Source organism: Niameybacter sp. (assembly GCF_036655075.1).
Taxonomy (GTDB): Bacteria; Bacillota; Clostridia; order Lachnospirales; family Cellulosilyticaceae; genus Holtiella.
Genome location: NZ_JAVVQU010000004.1, coordinates 83,068 through 103,657, shown reverse-complemented (window position 1 = coordinate 103,657; position 20,590 = coordinate 83,068). Strand labels below are relative to the sequence as shown.

The 20,590-nt window shown below is 35.1% G+C and carries 21 protein-coding genes; 5 read left to right on the top strand and 16 right to left on the bottom strand.

Annotated features, from left to right (window positions below; genetic code table 11):
* Positions 1 to 11: 11 nt before the first annotated feature.
* The 3 genes from RRY75_RS02530 to RRY75_RS02520 are packed head-to-tail and all read right to left on the bottom strand — an operon-like array spanning position 12 to position 3,848.
* On the bottom strand, positions 12 to 851 hold the full coding sequence (locus RRY75_RS02530) for a carbohydrate ABC transporter permease (protein WP_334309729.1): 840 nt from the start codon (positions 849 to 851) through the stop codon (positions 12 to 14).
* Positions 851 to 1,771 carry a carbohydrate ABC transporter permease gene (locus RRY75_RS02525; protein WP_442935405.1) on the bottom strand — a complete coding sequence of 307 codons (921 nt, stop codon included), beginning with the start codon at positions 1,769 to 1,771 and terminating at the stop codon, positions 851 to 853. The genes RRY75_RS02530 and RRY75_RS02525 overlap by 1 nt, the downstream gene beginning before the upstream one ends.
* A complete protein-coding gene (locus RRY75_RS02520) occupies positions 1,695 to 3,848 on the bottom strand; it encodes a hypothetical protein (protein ID WP_332715573.1) in 2,154 nt (717 codons plus the stop codon). Before RRY75_RS02520 ends, RRY75_RS02525 begins: the two co-directional genes overlap by 77 nt.
* Before the next feature lie 177 nt (positions 3,849 to 4,025).
* Here RRY75_RS02520 and RRY75_RS02515 point away from each other — a divergent pair, with 177 nt between their 5' ends.
* Together RRY75_RS02515 and RRY75_RS02510 are read left to right on the top strand one after the other, a co-directional pair.
* A complete protein-coding gene (locus RRY75_RS02515; protein WP_332493343.1) occupies positions 4,026 to 4,706 on the top strand; it encodes a response regulator transcription factor in 681 nt (226 codons plus the stop codon).
* Positions 4,699 to 5,991 (top strand): sensor histidine kinase, encoded by a 1,293-nt coding sequence (locus tag RRY75_RS02510; protein ID WP_332493342.1) that lies wholly within the window; start codon positions 4,699 to 4,701, stop codon positions 5,989 to 5,991. Before RRY75_RS02515 ends, RRY75_RS02510 begins: the two co-directional genes overlap by 8 nt.
* A gap of 407 nt (positions 5,992 to 6,398) precedes the next feature.
* On the opposite strand, the gene RRY75_RS02505 is transcribed toward RRY75_RS02510, so the two are convergent.
* From RRY75_RS02505 to RRY75_RS02495, 3 genes are all read right to left on the bottom strand, one after another.
* A complete protein-coding gene (locus tag RRY75_RS02505; protein ID WP_332493341.1) occupies positions 6,399 to 7,676 on the bottom strand; it encodes a sensor histidine kinase in 1,278 nt (425 codons plus the stop codon).
* 3 nt (positions 7,677 to 7,679) lie between these two features.
* Entirely contained in the window at positions 7,680 to 8,396 is a 717-nt protein-coding gene (locus RRY75_RS02500) for a LytR/AlgR family response regulator transcription factor (RefSeq protein ID WP_332493340.1), read from the bottom strand.
* 97 nt (positions 8,397 to 8,493) lie between these two features.
* Positions 8,494 to 9,312, bottom strand: coding sequence for a PocR ligand-binding domain-containing protein (locus RRY75_RS02495; protein WP_332493339.1), 819 nt, complete (start codon positions 9,310 to 9,312; stop codon positions 8,494 to 8,496).
* Positions 9,313 to 9,445: 133 nt separating this feature from the next.
* Here RRY75_RS02495 and RRY75_RS02490 point away from each other — a divergent pair, with 133 nt between their 5' ends.
* On the top strand, positions 9,446 to 10,372 hold the full coding sequence (locus tag RRY75_RS02490; RefSeq protein WP_332527990.1) for a nucleotidyltransferase family protein: 927 nt from the start codon (positions 9,446 to 9,448) through the stop codon (positions 10,370 to 10,372).
* The gene (locus RRY75_RS02485) at positions 10,372 to 11,484 is read left to right on the top strand and encodes a phosphotransferase enzyme family protein (RefSeq protein WP_332527991.1); all 1,113 of its coding nucleotides are present in this window, start codon (positions 10,372 to 10,374) and stop codon (positions 11,482 to 11,484) included. The genes RRY75_RS02490 and RRY75_RS02485 overlap by 1 nt, the downstream gene beginning before the upstream one ends.
* A gap of 155 nt (positions 11,485 to 11,639) precedes the next feature.
* Here RRY75_RS02485 and RRY75_RS02480 read toward each other — a convergent pair whose 3' ends face one another.
* The 9 genes from RRY75_RS02480 to RRY75_RS02440 all read right to left on the bottom strand — a co-directional run bounded on the left by RRY75_RS02480 (position 11,640) and on the right by RRY75_RS02440 (position 18,143).
* The gene (locus tag RRY75_RS02480; protein WP_332492204.1) at positions 11,640 to 12,314 is read right to left on the bottom strand and encodes an ABC-2 transporter permease; all 675 of its coding nucleotides are present in this window, start codon (positions 12,312 to 12,314) and stop codon (positions 11,640 to 11,642) included.
* Positions 12,298 to 13,167, bottom strand: a complete 870-nt coding sequence (locus RRY75_RS02475; RefSeq protein WP_332492202.1) for an ABC transporter ATP-binding protein — start codon at positions 13,165 to 13,167, stop codon at positions 12,298 to 12,300. Before RRY75_RS02475 ends, RRY75_RS02480 begins: the two co-directional genes overlap by 17 nt.
* Positions 13,160 to 13,543 carry a GntR family transcriptional regulator gene (locus tag RRY75_RS02470; RefSeq protein WP_332492200.1) on the bottom strand — a complete coding sequence of 128 codons (384 nt, stop codon included), beginning with the start codon at positions 13,541 to 13,543 and terminating at the stop codon, positions 13,160 to 13,162. The genes RRY75_RS02475 and RRY75_RS02470 overlap by 8 nt, the downstream gene beginning before the upstream one ends.
* Positions 13,544 to 13,692: 149 nt before the next feature.
* Complete coding sequence (locus tag RRY75_RS02465) at positions 13,693 to 14,376, bottom strand: diphthine--ammonia ligase (RefSeq protein WP_332492198.1); 684 nt, start codon at positions 14,374 to 14,376, stop codon at positions 13,693 to 13,695.
* A gap of 218 nt (positions 14,377 to 14,594) precedes the next feature.
* Entirely contained in the window at positions 14,595 to 15,956 is a 1,362-nt protein-coding gene (locus tag RRY75_RS02460) for a TraB/GumN family protein (RefSeq protein WP_332492196.1), read from the bottom strand.
* A gap of 66 nt (positions 15,957 to 16,022) precedes the next feature.
* A complete protein-coding gene (locus RRY75_RS02455; RefSeq protein ID WP_332492194.1) occupies positions 16,023 to 16,736 on the bottom strand; it encodes a DUF3169 family protein in 714 nt (237 codons plus the stop codon).
* Positions 16,733 to 16,978, bottom strand: coding sequence for a helix-turn-helix transcriptional regulator (locus RRY75_RS02450; RefSeq protein ID WP_442935400.1), 246 nt, complete (start codon positions 16,976 to 16,978; stop codon positions 16,733 to 16,735). The genes RRY75_RS02455 and RRY75_RS02450 overlap by 4 nt, the downstream gene beginning before the upstream one ends.
* 106 nt (positions 16,979 to 17,084) lie before the next feature.
* A complete protein-coding gene (locus tag RRY75_RS02445) occupies positions 17,085 to 17,606 on the bottom strand; it encodes a hypothetical protein (RefSeq protein WP_332492192.1) in 522 nt (173 codons plus the stop codon).
* A 24-nt stretch (positions 17,607 to 17,630) separates the two neighbouring features.
* Positions 17,631 to 18,143, bottom strand: a complete 513-nt coding sequence (locus RRY75_RS02440) for an NUDIX hydrolase (RefSeq protein WP_332492190.1) — start codon at positions 18,141 to 18,143, stop codon at positions 17,631 to 17,633.
* A 275-nt stretch (positions 18,144 to 18,418) separates the two neighbouring features.
* Between RRY75_RS02440 and RRY75_RS02435 the strand changes: the two genes are divergently transcribed.
* Complete coding sequence (locus tag RRY75_RS02435) at positions 18,419 to 19,285, top strand: DegV family protein (RefSeq protein ID WP_332492188.1); 867 nt, start codon at positions 18,419 to 18,421, stop codon at positions 19,283 to 19,285.
* Between the two features lie 92 nt (positions 19,286 to 19,377).
* On the opposite strand, the gene RRY75_RS02430 is transcribed toward RRY75_RS02435, so the two are convergent.
* Positions 19,378 to 20,511, bottom strand: coding sequence for a YibE/F family protein (locus tag RRY75_RS02430; protein ID WP_332492186.1), 1,134 nt, complete (start codon positions 20,509 to 20,511; stop codon positions 19,378 to 19,380).
* Positions 20,512 to 20,590: the final 79 nt, after the last annotated feature.

The window sequence follows — 20,590 nt, the reverse complement described above, 5'->3', positions numbered from 1 at the left end:
TCTTGTTGCCCCTATTCTTTAAGACCTGCTACTCGAATACCTGCCTCCAAGTCATTTTGTCCCCATAAGAACACAAGTAGTGCAGGGATTAGCATCACAACCGAAGCCACAATAGATACACCCAATTGGTCTATTGTAATCTTTGGCAAATATAAAGATAAGGGCCATAATGATTTATTTTGTATAAATGTAAGAGGTTGCTCAATCATATTCCAATACTCTAAAAATCCAAGTACCATTGCAGACACGATACCGGGTGCCCCAAGTGGCAGTCCTATGTACCAAAAAGTTTTCCAATGTCCTGCACCATCGATTCGAATCGCTTCAATCATCGCTTCAGGAATTGACTTAAAAAAGCGATACATAATAAACACAGGGAAAGTTGAAAAGATCATAGGCCATATAATAGCTGCTCTTGTATCTAGAAGCTGTAGCTTATCAAGTACAAGATAGTTAGGTACCATAGTCACTTGAAATGGCATAAGCATAAGGGCAATATACAAAGTAAACAGTGTTTTCTTAAAAGGAAACTTATATCTTGCAAATCCCCACGCCGCTGGCATTCCAAAGCATACTTGCCCAACTAAAATAGGTACAACAAGCTTCACAGAATTCCAAAACATCGCAAAAAACTCAGGGGAATCTAGTAGCAATTCAATATATGGCCTAAGGGTTGGGTATTGTGGAATAAGTGGCCAACTTGCCATACCTTTACTACCTACGAGCACTGGACCAAAGGCACTTTTTATTTCATCTAATGGCATAAAGGAACCACTAAGGAGCATCCATAGCGGTAACCACACCACCATTGCAATTAAACTTACTAATATGAAGGGTATTATTTTTTTTATCATTCAGCATCCTCCTCCCAAGTCTTTTGTAGGAGTAAAACAAGGATAAAGATAACCCCTGCTACCACTGTCGCAGCAGCTGATAACTTATCAATATCTAATGAAACAAACCAGTTATTAAAAAGATGTTGTAGCATATACATGCTATCATGGGGATAATCCCCCGCTATCAAATAAGCTTCTCTAAATACTTTGAAAGAATTTAGCAAAGATAACACCACTATAGTGAACAAAGTAGGCAAGAGCTGTGGTATCGTAATCTTGATAAATTGTTGCCATCCAGTGGCACCATCTACTTTTGCTGCTTCATAAACCGCAGGTGAAATAGTACTTAGTCCTGCTAACCATAACACCATATCATATCCTATGTTTCGCCATAAATAGCTTAAAATTAAAATCCAAAAAGACCAATCTGTCTTCATCCAATCTACCCCTTGCCCGCCAAGTGCTATAATCCCTTTACTTAAAAGTCCATTTTGATGAAAAAGCACTTGCCACAAAAGAACTACAGAGGCTACAGGAATAGCCATGGGCAAAAGAAATGTCATCTTAAAAAGTTGTGCTTTCTTACCTAATTGATGGATAAGAAGTGCCAAACCTAGTGATGACAAAATTAATAGTGGAATACAAATTACTGTAAATTTTAGAGTGTTCATAGTTGCTAACTTAAAGGCTTCGTTCTGAAAAATAGCACTATAATTTTTAAGCCCTACAAACTTCCCACTCATAGCTCCAAAAAAAGATCTTCTGATAACATCTATAAAAGGAATAAGAATAAAAATCAGTACGCCTATTAAGCTTGGTGCTATAAAGCAAAGAGCGACTTTTAAGTCACTCTTTGCTTTATTCTGCCAAGTAGGCTCTTGTACGTGTTGCAACTGCTGTTGCAGCTTCTTCTGCTGTCTTTTCACCATCAAAATATCCTTTCGTCTCCTCTATAATTAAATGCATCAAAACCTCATCCGTCATAGCTGGAACGACTAGCTTCTCTACTTGTTCCTTAAGCTGTGTATAGGAAGCTTGGGAAGCCGGTTGCATTTGTATAGGTTTTTCCATAGACATAGGCATTGCCATCATTCCCATACTACTATTATCTATTTTTGCCTGTGTTTCAAATACTTCTCTTTCAACAGGCATCCCATCATTTAAATCTACTTTTTGAACTTGCTTAGATAAAGCTATTTTTGCAATCTCCTCGGCAATCTCTGTATACTCACTACTTGCGTTGATTCCAATTATTCCTTTAGGATTAAATACCCCCCCCTCTTTGTCCAAAGCTAGGCTAAAGTCTCCCTCTCCACGTTGCATGATCGCTGAATAATAGTAAGGAAGTTGTGAAAATCCTTTAATGTCTTGGACATATACTTCTACATCTTTGTGTGCCATGTACTCAACAGCTAAGGTATCTAAAATGTATTCCTCTTTATCTACTGGTGCATCCTTATCTGCTAGCGTGTTAATTGCCTCTAAAAAGCTTATAAATGCTTCTTCTTTAATCTGCCCTTTTTCATCTAACCAAGTGTGTGCAGTTAAACCATATAACTTTTTAATAAGTTGTTCTGGTGTCATATTGTAAAACACCTGTTTGCCTGCATTTTCATCTGCCCATGTAGCAAGCTCTTTTAGTGAATGTACACCCTGAACAATATCTTTATTTCCCCATATTGTTGGTATTTCGAAACGTGTTGGCAGAGCATAAATTGCACCATCCTCTTGCCTATAGGCACCTGCAATATTTTCTAGCCATTCCTTATTTTCTAGTCTTTCACTAGCCCATCTGCTCATATCTAGAAGAACCCCCTTATCTATATAGGATTGTATGGGTAGGCCATCTAGTACTAGAAGATCTGGTCCTTTTCCTGCTAAAAGTTGAGTATTGAGTGTACGTATAGCATCTGACTTAGTAATCACATTACCTTTTTCGATACCTACTTGAAGATTAATAAGTACTTCTCGGTTTTGACGCTGATATTTGGCAACTGCTTGTCTAATAGTCATATTATCTTCTAACATATAGAGATTTATCTCTGTTGTAGGCTTAGCCGGAGTACTTGGGTCAAAGGCATAACGTGCAAAGACATACCCTTCAGCTTGATCAGTAAAAAGTACTACAAATTCTTCATTATTTTTAAGTGCGCCTTCTCTTAAGTAAAAAGATGGCATACCAAATGCGCTCATTTGTCCTTCTATCACTGTTTCCCAAACACTTCCACCAGGTGCTAAACGATTAACACCTTCCTCATTCATAAGATATGTAATACCTTCCTCATTAGCTAATAACTTACTGCCCCATAAATTGCCCTCATAAGGTATAAAGCTTTCTTCATTTCCTGACACTAAGTCAAATACTACGACACCACCACGTTGTACATCTAACAACATAGCCTGGTCCTTTGTTATAGCAAATTCCCCATCTGATCCAGTACTTATATATTCAGCTACAACTGCTCCACTTTTTACATCAATTCTGGCAACACCACTATATTGCATTCCCACAAAAATATCCCCGTCTGTTGCAATTTGCATACTCAGAATGGGCCCTCCATCTTCTACATTGAATGGAATTTCTTCTATTTCCTTTTCCCCTACTACTTTTCCTAAGTAACTGTTATAAGCATTATCTGTATAGAGCATATAGATATTTCCTTCAGGACTTTCAGCTATTTGCAATAAACGTTTTTCCTCCTTCATTAGCGTGCTGTACCATTCAGCTTCTTTTTGTTCCCAACTCCCTTCTTCTTTTTGAGTATAAGTTGCAAATTTATCATTTTTATCATAACCATAAAGTTTAATCATGCCGTCTTCTTGCACCCAATAATCTAGCACATCCCCTATACCATCAGGCAATTTAATATCATGTTCTACATATCTGCCCATTGGTACCTTTTGTTCAATGTTTGTTTGATCCTTAGCTTCACCACTACTACATGCTGTTGTTGAGAGCAGCATTGTGCCGATTACCATACTTGCGACTAATTTATAAATATGTTTTTTCATAGCTGTTCTCCTTGTTGCTTTTATTTGATTAAGCCTATATTATCCCCTTTATCTCTAAATAACCTTTAAAAATGAAAAGAAATGATTTTCTTAAAGGTTATTTAGAGATAAATAGAGTACAATGCTTATAATGCAAATAATCTTCTTTTTATCAAACTTATTTAAGGAGGCAATAACATGCGTATTTTACTCATTGAAGATGACCAAATCCTTTGTGACACAGTTTGTTTACAGTTACAAAATCAAGGTTATACTGTAGACTGTTGCTACGATGGTACTGATGGTTTACATTTTATTAAGGAACAAGTCTATGACCTTATTATATTAGACCGAATGCTTCCTTCTTTAGATGGCATCCATATTCTAAAGGCCATGCGTTTATTACATATTTCAGTCCCAGTTATTATGGTGACTGCTTTAAATAGTATTGGAGATAAAGTGGTCGGCCTAGATGCAGGTGCAGATGACTATTTAGCTAAGCCCTTTGCTATAGAAGAGCTTTTAGCACGTATTAGGGCGCTTAGTAGACGTCCTGTTGATTGGACAACTACAGATCAAATGACCTTTGGTGATACAACTTTTAATTTGTCTGCACTTACCTTAACTGGCCCAAAGGCAACTTGCTCTCTTTCTAAAAAGGAAACCCTATTATTTGAGGCTTTTTTCAAACAACCACAGACTGCATTGCCACGTACTTTCTTACTTTCACGTGTATGGGGGCCCTCTACGGAAGTTGAAGAAGGCAACTTAGATAATTACATGCATTTTCTTAGAAGAAGACTTCGTACAGTAGGTTCCCATGTAGAAATCAAAACATTGCGAGGAGTAGGCTATAGTTTGGAGCTTCCTCATGATTAAAACTTTACGTATGCGCCTCACGTTCATTAATAGCACTATTACAAGCCTTATTTTATTCGTCATTTGCCTATTTGCTCTACAAATTTCAGAAACACAACTTAATAGCCGTAATCAATTAGCCTTTGAAAATCAATTTCAAACCATTGCTTATCAGCTTCAAACTGGACAAAAAATCAAGACCACTTGGCTTGCTCAGCTGGAGGTTGACAACAAACTCATTATTGATATTGAAGATAATGGACAACCACTCTTTTTCAAAGGATCCTGGACACCACTTTCTCCTCGGGAAGACTTGCTTCATTCTGCTCATCAAATCGCTCTAGAAACTTATCATTTTGACAAAAATGCAAGTCTTACTTCTAGCTTAACCATCACAAAACAACTTTTTAAGTTTCAGGGGATTCATGGTGAATACTATCGTGTAGGCATTGCTCGCATTCCTTCTACTACGGGTACCTATACACTTACTTTGCTTCAAGATTTATCAGATGAAAAAATGAATATCATTGAAACCCGTGTGCTCTTTATCCTCATTAGTTTCGCTGGTATTCTACTACTCGGACTTTTTAGTTACTGGTTTGCAGGTCGGGCACTTGTTCCCATCGAAGAAAACCAACACAAGCAGGTCCAATTTATAGCCGCTGCTTCCCATGAGTTAAAGTCTCCCCTTACCGTGATCAGGAGTAGTAATGCCGTTATCCGTGATCAGCAGCATCTAGATACTACGCGTTTCACTTCTCAAATCGAGAAAGAATGTACACGGTTGGCACGCCTTATAGATGATCTTCTGCTCCTTGCAACAGCCGATGCGCATACTTGGTCTATCCATAAAACATCAGTTGAACTAGATACGCTGTTGATTGATTTACTCGATACATTTCTTCCCCTAGCTCATAAGAAGGCTCAGCAGCTTGTACTGAATCTTCCAGATGCTGCTATAAGACCTCTTTCTTGTGACCAAGAACGTATTGAACAAACCCTCGCTATTTTACTAGATAATGCACTGTACTATGTGCCAAACGGTGGACATATTACCATTGATTTAATCCCTACAGCTATAAGTTGTGTTATAAAAGTTATAGATAATGGTCCTGGTATCCCACCCGAACATGCTCATCATATTTTTGATCGTTTTTATCGTATAGATGCCTCTAGAAAAGATAAAAGTCATTATGGCTTAGGCCTTAGCATTGCTAAAGAAATTATTCATTTACACAAGGGCACACTCTCCCTTAATTCAACACTTGGAGAGGGCTGTACCTTCATTGTCGAACTGCCTTATTAGGTACATAAGAAAGTGGCTATGCCCCTATTTATTCTCCTTCATTCCACTGTATGTATGGATTATCAAAACTTTTCTAGACAACAAAAAAGAGGTAATCTCCGTTGATTACCTCTTTCTTAATTAGGCCCCCTAAGACCAATTATTCCATTATCTTGGCATTTTACTCCGATTAGAAATTATTCCCTATTGAACAATTTTCCTCTTTTCCCCTATCAGTAAATCCGTTCATTAGCAACCCCTTGACACTCAAACTATCTTTTCCCTATAACTTCTAACCTTTAGTACCTTAGCATCCCTATGCTTGCAAAGAAGCAATAACTTTCGTACGTCGCTAAGTATACTCATTTTTTTTAAGCCTGTATACACTTTTGTAGTGAATGATATATGTTTATGTAGTGAACTCAACTTTATACTTTTATATACATAAATACAACTACTAAAAATATCTGATTTTTATATTCTATATCTAAATATCCCTCATATTTTTCCAACGCCATTTTTACACTTTCTAGTCCAATCCCATGATTTTCTTTATCTTTATGGGTTGTACATATAGTGCCATCTATTTCTTGAATTTCATTTTTATAAGAATTCTGTACTTTTATAATAAGCCTGCCTTTTGTATATTTAATTGTAATATTAATATATCTATTTGCTGATAACGCTCCTACCGCATAAATTGCATTATCCAATAAATTGCCTAAGATTACAGCAATGTCATAAGATGATACTTCTATTTGACTTGGTATATGTAAATCTACTACAACCTTTATATTTTGCTCTTCAGCTTCTTGTAGTTTAAAATTTAAAATACTATCAATTGCTATATTCCCTGACTTGGCATATTCTTGTTGATGGTCACACACATCTATCACTTGCGCAATATGCCTAATAGCATCCTCTTGTTCACCTCTTTGCAAGAGAGAATCTACCATATAAAGATGATTTTTCAAATCATGCTTAACCGTTCTTGTGGTCTTAATGGCTGATTCCATAATCTGAAACTGTTTTTCATAGTACTTATTTTGCTGTGCAATCCATTTTTTTTCTACTTCTTGAGTATAAGCTTTAGAAATCATCTCATATAAATAGAACGTTGCAAAATTCATTAATAGCAAAAAAGCCACGCTTGTTATAATAACTTGATTTGAACTGGGATTTATTTGAAAAAGGATGAGGCTAATATACAATGCTCCAACTGGCATAAGTAAAATACAAATCCAATAAGACACTGGAACTTTTCCTCCAAGCTTTATACTTTTAAACTTACTTAAACACATGACTACACTATAATATACCAGGGCTATTACAATAAGAATATAACTTTCAAGATATTCACTTTCGCTGTACATGTAAACTTGGTGAGTTAAAAATACTTTTACCACTATAATTTCTATACATATATTAATAAAACAGATAAAAGCCACTGCTGTAATACGCTTTTTAAAACTAGCCCTATAATTTAAAGTCAGCAAAAAAAAGGCTATTCCACTAGATACTACCTTTATCGCAGGAATTCTTATCACTAAATATATATATGAAATAATAATAAAATACGCTATATAGGATAACTTTTCCCTTCCCTTATGCTCTTGTTTATAGGGAAAAAAGATCATCATAAACTTATATAATGTATAAGTAACTAAAACTGTAGTGATTAAATAAATTAACTCATATTGTGTCATCTTCTAATTGTCCTTTTCTAAGCTCATCTGAAATTTTCTTACATCTTTTCTTCTAGATTGACCAATCGGTAGCACTTCCCCATTACTCATAATAACTTCATCATATTTGAACCGACACACATATGCATAATTAATGATATAAGATCTATGAATCTGAATAAATTGATACTGATCTACTTGTCGTAACACATTTTCTGTAGAGTCATAAAAAGTTTCTTCACCTTTTGTAAACACCCCTCTTACTTCTCTATTTAAACTTTCAAAATACAAAATATCTTTTATCAAGACTTGCTTTTTTTCAAAGCCTTTTTTATAGGTAAAAAATCCGCCTGTTTTATCTGACAATCTTATAGCCAGTTTAATATCATCAACAACTTTTTCAGCAATTAAGGGTTTAGCTAAAAAATGTAGTGGTTGTACATCAAACAACTGTCGGTCATAATGATTTTTTGCAGATATATATATTATTTTCGTCTTATAATCATCCCTAACTTCACGTATGATTTTCCCAATTTGAATGCCATTCATTCCCTTCATTTCTATATCTAAAAAAATCAGGTCAAAGTCATGCTCTTCCTCTATATATTTACACAATGCCTCTCCGGCATAAAATTTTTCTATTTTTATTTTCATAGCGATAGTCTGTTGGAATTCTAAAATAATTGATTCAATGTGTGAGCAAATCAATGCTTCATCATCACATATTGCTATATTAAACATAAACCTATTCTCTCCTCTTTAATAATCTAATTATCTATCTAAAATTATATCATATTATATCTGCATAAAAATACTTTATTAGACAAAATATTAGCTTCTATGTATTTTGTCTATAAGCTGTAGGCGTTTCACCAAATGCTTTACTAAATACTTTACAAAAATAATTCTGATCCGCAAAACCACATTGGCTAGCAATCTCTCCGATCTTCATATCTGAAACCGCTAATAGTTTTTCAGCCTTTTCTAACCGTGTTGATATAATAAACTGACTAATAGTCTCACCATATGTTTCCTTAAATGTATATGTAAGATTTGTCTTACTACAATAGAACTGGTTACATAATGTTTCTAAAGTTATTTTCTCTGCGTAGTTCTCCTGTATATATTTTTTTACATCTTGTGCAAGATTCTTAGTAGATGCTTTAAATCGATTACTTAAAGTAATATACTCTGCACAGATACTCATAATATTAATGCATGAAGAAATCTTCTCTTTTGTAGATGCTGGAATGTTCTCAATAGCCTCTTTCAAGCAGGCTTGATTTGACACATGTCGGCTTGATAATCTATACACTTGTTCTTTTGTATGTATTGAAGTATCTAAAGCTTGTCCCATCATAAGATATCCAGATAAAATTCCAGAATAATAAAGAGGTGCTACAGCTTCATATAGTCCAAACTGACATCGATAAATATATGGATGCTGATCTTTTTTTACCTTTTCAAAAGCAGTTCTATCATTTTCTACACAATTTTTATAAACACGTTCATCATATTGCATCATCCCACAAAATTTAGTAAGTTCCTTAGGGTAGGAAGCAATTTCTTTGTAGTACATATCATGTACAGAAATTCGAAATCCAGATATGTTATGAAGCTCCTTTAGTACAGTCTCTAATGAAATGATTTCATGCATGGCATTCTCCCTTTAGTAATTTTGAAATAAGTGGCCAATATTACTAATAATTATACTATTTTACATAGAAAATATAAACCTTATTTTTTATACTAGAATCAAGTTTGAAATAAATTTAAAGGACGTGAAAATAATGAACGAACCAATTCTTGTAATCATGGCTGCTGGTATGGGAAGTAGATATGGCGGACTTAAACAAATAGATCCAATTGATAATGAAGGACACTTAATTATTGACTTTTCCATCTACGATGCTGTAAGAGCAGGCTTTAAAAAAGTTGTATTTATTATCAAAAAAGAAATCGAATCAGATTTCAAAGAAATTATTGGAGACCGCATCAGTAAATTTGTAAACGTTGAATACGTGTATCAACAACTAGGCACCCTTCCTGAGGGTTATACTCTACCGAAAGGACGTGTTAAACCTTGGGGAACAGCCCATGCTATCTTATGTTGCTTAGATGCAGTGGATGCACCTTTTGCAGTCATCAATGCAGATGACTACTATGGCAAAGATGCTTTTGTTTCTATCTACAACTACCTATCAGAAGTAAAAGATGATGCTCAATATCGTTATGCTATGGTTGGATATGTTTTAGAAAATACGCTTACAGAAAACGGTTCTGTAGCAAGAGGTGTTTGTGAGGTGGATGAAAATAATATGCTCACAAATATCACAGAGCGCACACATATTGAAAAAACTCAAACAGGTGCAGCTTTCACTGAAAATGACGGAGAAACTTGGGTAAACATTGACTTAGCTTCTATCGTTTCTATGAACATGTGGGGCTTCACTCCAAGCATCTTAACAGAAACTAAAGCGAGATTTTCACAGTTCTTAGATACATCTCTTACTAATAATCCATTAAAATGTGAATACTTCTTACCTTCCGTAGTAGGTGAATTATTAACAGAAAACAAAGCCACTGCTAAAGTGCTTACTTCTACTGACCGTTGGTATGGTGTGACTTATAGAGAAGATAAAGAAGCTGTTGAAAATGCAATCCAAACTTTCAAAAATAATCAAATTTATCCAGTACGCCTATGGGAGGAAAACTAATGAGCCGAGCATTATGTTCTGAAAAAATTATGGATGCCATTGAAAATATGTCCTTTAAAGGTCAATACTTAAACCATACTTCTTACGGCAATGGTCACATCAATGATACCTACTTAGTCAATTTTCAAAAGGATGAGGTTGTCATTCCTTACATTTTACAAAGAATTAATCATCAAATCTTTAAAAATCCAGAAGCATTGATGCATAATATTGTTGCCGTTACCTCATTTCTTAAAGAAAAAATCACACTTAGAGGTGGCGATGTCAACCGTGAAACCTTGAATGTTATTCCTACAAAAGGAGGTGCTTTTTACTATAAAGACGGTCTAGGAAATTATTGGAGAAGCTATGCTTTCCTTACAGATACAATCTGTTATGAAATCTTAGACAATCCTGAACTTTTCTATCAATCTGCATATGCTTTTGGAAATTTCCAAAAGCTACTTTCTGATTACCCTGCAGATACACTTTCTGAAACGATTCCTGACTTCCACAATACACCTGTTCGTTTCCAAACTTTCGTAGAAGCTGTTAAAGCTGATGTTTGTGGACGTGCTCACCTTGTACAAGAAGAAATCAACTTTGTCATGGAAAGAGAAGCTTTTACCCACATCCTTACTGATAAATTATTAAAAGGTGACCTACCTCTTCGTGTGACTCATAATGATACAAAACTCAACAATAGTATGTTTGACACTGCGACTAATAAACCTATTTGCATCATCGACTTAGATACTGTAATGCCTGGTTTATCTGTCAACGACTTCGGTGACTCTATCCGTTTTGGTGCAACAACAGGCGCCGAAGATGAGCCAGACCTCACAAAAGTAAACTTCGATCTTAACTTATTTGAAAGTTATACAAAGGGCTTCTTAGAAGGCTGTGGTGGCAATCTTACTGAAGAAGAAATCAACATGCTTCCAATAGGTGCTATGACCATGACCCTTGAATGTGGCATGCGTTTCTTAACAGACTACTTACAAGGAGATACTTACTTCCATGTACATAGAGATGGTCATAACTTAGACCGCTGTAGAACACAATTTAAACTTGTATCGGACATGGAAAAACATTTTGATACTATGAATCAAATTATCAATAAATATCGTTAGTCCCTCTTAAAATCCGCAGGCAACAATCAATGGGTTTCTACAAGCGTAACTAAAGGATAAGCTTCAAAAAAGAGTAGAGCACACTAAACATTAGTTCTCTACTCTTTTATTTATTTGCTGATTTCTTTCTTTAGTTATTGATTTATCGCTTGATTTTATCTATTTTTCAAATAAATGTTTTCACTAACCTTATAGGAAATATAAAAACATAAAATAATACCTATAACCATGCCTATGAGCAATACATTATACTGATTACTTATAAACCGAGCCATATTTCTCCCTATATCCAGTAACTGCTCTTTCCCTAGCAACTTCGCTCCACCTAGAACAACTCCTGGTACCCCTACGCCTACTAAAATAGGTAAGATAGCTGTAATCATTCTAGATTTTGAATAACCCCATTTGAAATAGCAAGGTAGTTGCAGTGCTGCCACACCACTATACAACAACATACCCATACCTATTAACAAAAGGGCACCTCGCAAATCCACTTCTACCTTCACTACATAGTACAAGATTAGATTAATGAGAATAAGCGCAGTTCCTATAATGACCATATAAAATAAGGTTAGTAAGTACTTACTTCTTACAATTTCCTTTTTAGTCACTGCAATAATACTATAAAACTTATCCATCTTATCTTTTTCTTGAATCATAAAAGGATAACCTAAAAGGGTATTTGCGAACATGAACATAATAATATTTAGAAGAATTGGCACATTGGGTAAAATAGATACTGATATAATTGCCCCTGCAAACAACATCTCTTTCCAATATTTTTTGGTCATCATCAAATCTAACTTCATAAGCTTAATGCTTTCTGTCATTTCTCTTCCCCTCCCTATTTATAAATACTAAAATATCTTCAATGGATAATTTTTCAACCTCAAAACTATTGTTCATATGGCTTAAATCTTTTACTCGAACCATCCCTTCAAAACCTGTTGTATATCTTCTCAGTCCAATAATCCATTGCTCATAGCCTTTATACGTATTAGGCCCACCTTTTATACGTCTATATTGTTCTAGTAAGTCGTCTTTTGTCCCTGTATAAAAAAGTTCACCATGGTCTATACAAGTAATATAATCAGCTACTTTTTCTAAATCACTTGTAATATGAGTAGAAAACAAGACACTTTTTGTACCATCTTCAATATAGGCTTGTAACATTTCCATTAATGCATCCCTAGAGGCTGGGTCTAGACCACTTGTTGGCTCATCTAATATGAGTAACTTAGCATGATGGGCAAATGCGGTTGCTAGCATCAATTTAACCGTCATCCCTCGAGATAAATCCTTCACCTTTGTATGGACATTTAAGCCAAACTCCTCTAGATAAGCATAATATTTCTGGCTATCCCATCTTTTATAAAAAGGTTTATATGCATTTTCTACTTCTTTCAATGTCCATTCTGATGCAATCCCTGCCTCATCAAAAATGACACCAATATCTTGCTTAACTTCCTTTTCATGTACAAGTAAATCTAATCCAAAAACTTTAATTTCTCCACTGTCTCTACCTATCTTATTAAGAATAAGATTAATGGTTGTTGTTTTTCCTGCACCATTTCCTCCTACAAGCCCCATAATATAGCCTGGCTCTAACTCCAAGTGAATATCTTGCAATGTAAAATTAGAGAACTTCTTCCCTAAACCCTTAATTTCTAATAGATTATTCATGATATTCCTCCTTAATAAGTACGTCTATAAGTGCTCTAAACTCTTCTAAACTCAGTCCTACTCTATTTGCTTTTTGTATACTCTCTACAATACAATCTTCCACTTCTTGTAATAACCGCTCACGCATAAGTTCTGTATTAGTCGGGAGTACAAAAACACCCTTTCCTTGAATACTTTTAACAAACCCCTCTTGTTCTAGGTCTTGGTACGCTCTTGTCGTTGTAATTACACTAATCTTTAGTTCCTTCGCCAATGTTCTTATAGACGGAAGCATCTCCCCTTCACTCACTTCTCCACCTAATATAGCATTTTTAAATTGTTCCTTTATTTGCTCATAAATAGGTGTTTGAGAGCTATTTGATAATGTCAATTTCATATTTCATCCTCCGCACAACTGATCATAGTGTATATATACAGTATAATCAGTTGTGCGTAATTGTCAACACAGTTCAAAATTTTAATTACAAAAAAAGTTGAAGCCTTTTTGACTTCAACTTAAAACTACTCTTCTATTTCAATTTATTTCTATCTGTTTTTCATGGCAAGTGATAGATACATGTACTCACCTCTCCTAGTAATCTCTCCATCTTCTACAGGGATAGGATGCTTAAACAGCGGTCCATCTATTACAGTAGTATGGAACTCCCCGGCTTCTCCACAAGGGTCTACACCTCTTGCTTCTAGCTCCTGCATATATTCTTTTGTAAGCATACGCCCTAAATCTTCAGCCTGCATACCCTTGTTTAAGTTAACTGTCACCACCTTTGTCACAAATCCTGCTTCAATAAAAGTTTCCACAACTTGCTTGTGGTCCATCTCCCATAGAGGCATACCAAGGCCCAGCCCCACTTTCTGTGTCACACGTTCATGCCAACACTCATGTTCTGGCACATCAATGTCACCTGTTACCAATACTTGTGCCCCTGCCTCTTTTGCTTCTTGCAAAAGCTTTACAAAGACTTCTTCATAGCCTTCCCAACTTGCACAGCCTATGTATAAAGGTACACCTATAGCTTCTGCTTGTGCTTGTAGCAATTCTTTTGATAAGCCATGTGATCTAGATCTTACGCCTTCTTCTTCCATCATGGCAATAATTCCTACAGCTTCTCCTTCTTGCATGGCTTGATAAAGTGCTAATGAACTATCTTTGCCCCCACTATATGAAGCAATAAATTTTTTATTTTGTGCGCTTATTTTCCAATTCTTCATTTAATCCATCCTTTTTATATTTACTATATACTTATAGATACTTATCTTATTTTGTTATTTTACCCTAAAACTCCTACAATAACTATACATCTTGTTTTATACTTTTTTGTCAAATAGTTATCCCTATAAATTAACAGACTATTGTTGTTGATTGTATACAACAAGCTGTAACTTTAGGGGGATAACTATTTGTTACTTTATACCTTATCCAAATAAGTCTATCTAGGTACTATATTCACAGTGTATCCTAATTTTTCTAATCTACTCACAATACCACCTTTGCCAATCATGTGTCCTGCACCTACTACTACAACATAAGTAGCCTTATTCTCATCTTGTAAGTACTCTACTACTTTTTCACTCATATGTGCATCTCTGCCTTCAAAAAGTGCCTGTGCCATGATATCACCACTTTCAATACTTTCATCTTTCGGATAGACTGCTGTAAATCCTTCAATATCTCCTGTTTTAAGATACTGTAACATTTCATTCATTAGAGCTGCCTCTTCGGCCACTTTTTCATCACTTATTTCAGCTTTATCAGTTGTAATCGTCTCAATCATATCTAATCCAGCATTTAAACTCTCAAGTTGATACTCTATCGGAATATTTTCAAACAAATCTGCTTGAAAGGCATAACCTTCTATCTCTAAAATATCTTTTTCTTCAAACAATCCTTTCATATAGACATAAGCATCTATCGGTTGGTACGCTCCTACTTCTTCTAGATTTTCTGTAGCTTGTGCTGTCAGTACAGTCAATGTGTTAGCTATTGCCCAAGGTTTGAATAATTTAGTTTGACCTTCTGGTATACCAAATGCCTCTAATGCTTCGACCGTACGTCTGTAAGTTTCAGCATCTACGTGATCTTCTAACGTTGTCCCGTCGGTATACATTTGCTTTTGTGCTAAATAGTTGAGCCCCTCTTGATTTCCAAAGTCAACCTCTAATGCAATTTTGTCTGCATTCTCAAGTACTTCATTCAATCCCTTGCTAAGAGGATAAACTTCGGATTTTCCAATATGTACTGTCCCTAACAAGTAAACAGTACTATCCTCATCACTTACTTCCCACAAGAACCCTTCAGTTCCAAGACCTAATTGTTCATATACATTTTCTACAACACGTGTTGCTAATACAAGTGCTTCTTGTAATGTACAGTCTTGCTCTAATCCAAGTTCTTGTTGCCCATATCCTTTGACAATTTGATTATCTCTCATATAAGCTAAATAATCTGATTTTAAATCTAATCTTCCTTGGTAGCCTTTAAGCACTTCATAGTAGGTGTCAAGTACTGCTTCTCTGGTTGTTCCTCTTTTTATTTCACTCGCTTGTTCTAAGACTAATCCTGCCTCTTCACACTTCTTTCTTAAGCCTTCTGCGATAAAGTTTAATTGGTCTATTGTGAGTACTTCATTAAGTTGTTTTTCAAATCCGTTAGGTGCCACCCCATATGCCTGTGCATCGTTGAGCTCGCTTAATGCCCAATCTGCTGGTTGTACGCTCTCTTGTGCAAAAACTTGGCAAGCTCCTGCCATCATTACTGCTATTAATCCTAAACTTAAAACTTTTTTAAACATCATTTATTCCCCTTTTAAAAATTATTTTATTATTTTATTTTAGATTCTGCTGATATATTCATTACATTACTTATCTTTCTTATTTCCATAGTAAGTCATTAATATTGTCTGTGCCCCCCACATAATACCGATTGGCAAACAAATGACTGCACTCACATTAAAAAATATACTTAATACATAACAGGCTAAAAATAAACTTACATAAAGTGGTACCATGGCTGTTAGCGTCTTAAAGCATGCTTTTCCTGTTTTGTTCTTTTCATACTCATCTAGCTGGTCAAAATAATCTCTCGTAAAACTGGTTTTAAGAGGATCTGCGTCTAACTCTGGTCTTACCTTTTTAACTAATGATATATGGGCAACTTCTCCAAAGAAGGCTACTACTACATTAGCAAAAAATAAAGGGAAAAATAAATTTGCTAAAGCTGTTGTGTTGAAAATATTCACGCCTAAAGCTGTAAAGTTAAAGATAGCACATAATGTAGAACACATCATGACAATACTCATTGCCTTTTCATGCTTTTCATAAAAAGATCCTTCTTCATCACTATACTGTTCCTTTTTAAGTTGTGCATTGAAGTAAAAATAACCACCCAATCCTATAAGTCCTACAATAAAAGCAATGACAAACATACTTGGTGCCATAGACTGCACTTGTTGTGCAAATACATGGATAGCACCACTGCCTTCTAGGCTTTTAAGTACGCCACCTAATACAGCTCCTATCAATCCACACCCTGCAAAAAATACTATGCCTTTTTTCCAATTATAACTTTTCATTTATTTTCTTCCTCCAGCCAAAATAATTTTTCAATTGATGTATTAAAGATTTGAGCAATCCTAATCGCTAATACAATTGAAGGATGATAATCTCCTCTTTCAATACTACTTACGGTTTGTCTTGAAACACCACATTGCTTCCCAAGTTCTGTCTGACTTATACCCAGTTCTTCTCTAAATCGCTTTACATTATTGTAAAGGGGCATATGCTTCACCTCCATCTTGACAAGTATTCTTGTCATACATTTACTCTATCATTGACAAGTATTCTTGTCAACACAAAAAGTAGCTTATCAAAATAATAAGCTACTTTTTGACGGTGATTATGTAGTTGTTTAAATAAAACTTTTAATTTTTTACTTTCTTAAAACAAAGTGCTTCATTGTTGGGTGTATAAACTTCTTTATTAGTTCTTACTAACACTAATTTATGTCCGTATTTTAGTAGCATGGCTTCAAACTTTTCTCGTTTTTTTTCAAAATCACTAGACCAACTGTACATAGACTTCACCATACACAAACTTGGTCTATAATGACATTTTTCCATGCCACAAACTTGCTTAATATGCCGGCTTAGAATCCTTACATTTCGTTTCCAAGGTGGCGTATCTAAAAAAACTATTTTATCTGCCAAATCCAAAAGATAGTGACAATTTTTTCTATAAGTCCCCTCTATAATCCACTCACCTTTTTGATCTATTTTCTGTATAATAGCCTGCTGTTTCTGGGGTGTTCTTTTATATCGTTCTCCCTCTTTCTTCCCATATACAATACAATCCAACTCATAAAAAGGTATATTCAACGCTTGAGACCACCTTCTAGCAAGTGTCGTCTTACCACTTGCTACAATCCCTACAATATAAATTTTCATGATGCTCTCCCCTAACTCTTCTACTTATTCACCATACATCAATTGTTCAATCGCCTTTCTAACTGGCACTAACCTTTGTGCTACAGGTTCTGCAATAAACCCTTTGTCAATCATTTCGTCTAACTGTTCTAGACTTACCCATTTAGCATCCACTGTTTCCCCCTCTTGCATAACCAGCTCCTCTATAGCTACATCTTTTCTTACAATATACAAGTCTACAAAAGCTGTTAGCTCCTTAATGGTATCTAAAAATTGTAACGCTTCTTCCTCAACATTAATACCCGTTTCTTCTAAAAGTTCTCGTCTTGCACCTTGCCTACTTGTCTCACCTGCTAGAACTGAACCTGCTGTATTTTCCCAAAAGTTGGGATACTTATCTTTTTTCGGGTGACGGAGTGTAGCAAGTACCTGATTCTGGCTATTAACTGTCCAAATACTGACGACGATATGATAAGTTCCTTTCGCCATTGCCTCTAGCCTATTATGTGTCTGATTTAAAGGCTGTCTATCTACATTATATAAATCCCATTTTTCCATTGTATTCACTCCTATCATTTTTCCAATTGTTCTTATCTGACTGCTCAGCTCACCATTTATTGTTTGAATATTTCTATTATATCATATCTATAGCCTTTCTATACTTAAACTTTCTCTCTTTTCTTCTGATTTTCTTTAGACATAAAAAGATTAATTGAGTACTCATACTTTCTTTATTTTGAGCCGAAAATTAATTCGTTTTTCAAATAGTTTGATTTTCAAATTACATTATGCTATACTCCTTTCATAAACATTCACATGGAGGGATATTCTATATGAAAATCAAATTAATTACTGACTCAGCATCCGATTTACCTTTATCATATATTCAAGAAAACAGCATTGATTTTGCTTGTCTAGAAGTTAACATTCAAGGTGAATTTCTTCAAGACGACTTTGGGCAAACTATTCCTTACGAAAAATTTTATGCTCACCTTCGTCAAGGTGAGCAAACAAGTACTTCACAAGTTAACATTCATACTTTTGAAGAGCTCTTTGAGCGTTACATACAAGAAGGTTATACCATTATCTACATTGGTCTTGCAGGTATTTTAAGCGGTACCGTAAATAGTGCTACTGTAGCACGTATAAACCTTTTAGAAAAATATCCTGATGCCGATATTTCTGTGATCGACTCAAAAAGTGCTTCTCTTGGAGAAGGCTTACTTGTAGCTAAAGCTTGTGAAATGATTCAACAAGGTTACTCTAAAAATGATATTGTTTCTTGGGTAGAGACAAATCGCACAAAAGTTATTCATGCTATTACAGTGGATGACTTAAACTTCCTCAAAAGAGGTGGACGTATCTCTGCAGCTACTGCTGTTATTGGGGGCATGCTCGGCATTAAACCTAGTATCAAATTTGATAACGAAGGTGCAGTACTTCCTGGTGCTAAGTTAAAAGGAAATAAAAATGCACTTAAATATTTAGTGAATCAAGTACTTGAAAAAGGTGTAGACTTAGCATCACAAACAATCTATATCTGTCATGCGGATTGTTTAGCTAATGCTGAACTTGTTAAGCAAATGATTTTAGAACAAACTTCAGTTGGTGATATTGTTATTAATCCAATTGGTGCTGTAATTGGTACTCATGGTGGGCCTGGTGCAATAGGTGTCATGTTCCTTGGTACAGAAAGATAACTATGTATTATCAAAGCCCAATGAAGCGAGTATTACACTTGTTTCATTGGGCTTTTACTTGGTGTAAATTATATTTGGCTTTTGTTTTCAAATTATATTACATTACTTTTCTTTTTGTATGCGTAACTACAAATAGTCGCTGTTAAAGGACAGACAATAACAAGACCTATACATCCTACAAAAGTATGTAAAACTTCACTTGCTATAGATTTAGAATTTAGAATACTAATCATAGGTGTCCCTTGTGCCATGTACACCATCATAACTGTAATAAAACTTCCCATATAAGCTAAAAGTAAAGTCGTTGTTTGAGAACCTACTACAGATTTTCCAATTCTCATACCTGATAACCAAATTTCTCTTCTAGAAAGGTCAGGTTTCTTCTCTACTACTTCTTCAAGTGCTGCAGATAAGTCCATCGCCAAATCTACCAATGCTCCCGAACAAGATAAGTAAATAGCTGCTTGATAGATTTGAGTTAAATCAAGTCCTTCAAATCCTGCATAAAGCAAAGATTCAGACCATGCCATAACCGTCCCATCTATTTTAAACAAAGTACCAAATCCTACTGCCATTAAACAGGTTATAATAGAGGCCACACCTGTTCCCGCAATAGCACAATAAGCTTTTTTTGTAAACCCTCCAACTAAAATTAGCGTAGTAGTTGCCATGGTAAGTCCAATAATAAGGCCTAGTGCCATAGGCGGATAACCTTTTAATAGCATAGGGATAAGCACTTTCCAAATGCAAAGTAAACTAAATACAAAAGATATAATGGTACGTACACCTGTTGATCCTGAAAATAGAATAAGTACACCCATAAATACAAAAATAATGAACCATTCTGCTGAAATTCTATAATGGTCTAACATGTTCACAAATATGAGTTCCCCGTCTTGTGACTTTTCTACAAGTACAAGTGCCTTATCTCCTACTTTAAATAACTTATCAAATTCTAGTTTTCCCGTTAAAAGATTGACTGCTTCTACCCTCTCCCCTTTGAAACTTCCACTTAGAAGCTCCACTTGGCATACTTGACTGCCTTGTTTAAGTAAACCATTATTGTATACTGTACTTTCGTTGGTTTCTAAAACCTTCGCTTGTACACTTTCTGCATTTACATAAATTTGTTTTTCAAATCCTGTCGGCATAATGAGCAAAATGCCACTTACTATAAGACATATTAAAGAAAATATTACATTTTTATTATTTAATAATGCTTTCATTAGATCACCTATACTCCTATATCAATACTTCACTTCGTATAAAAGGCAGGAACGACTTTCACTTAAGCCTCCTGCCTTA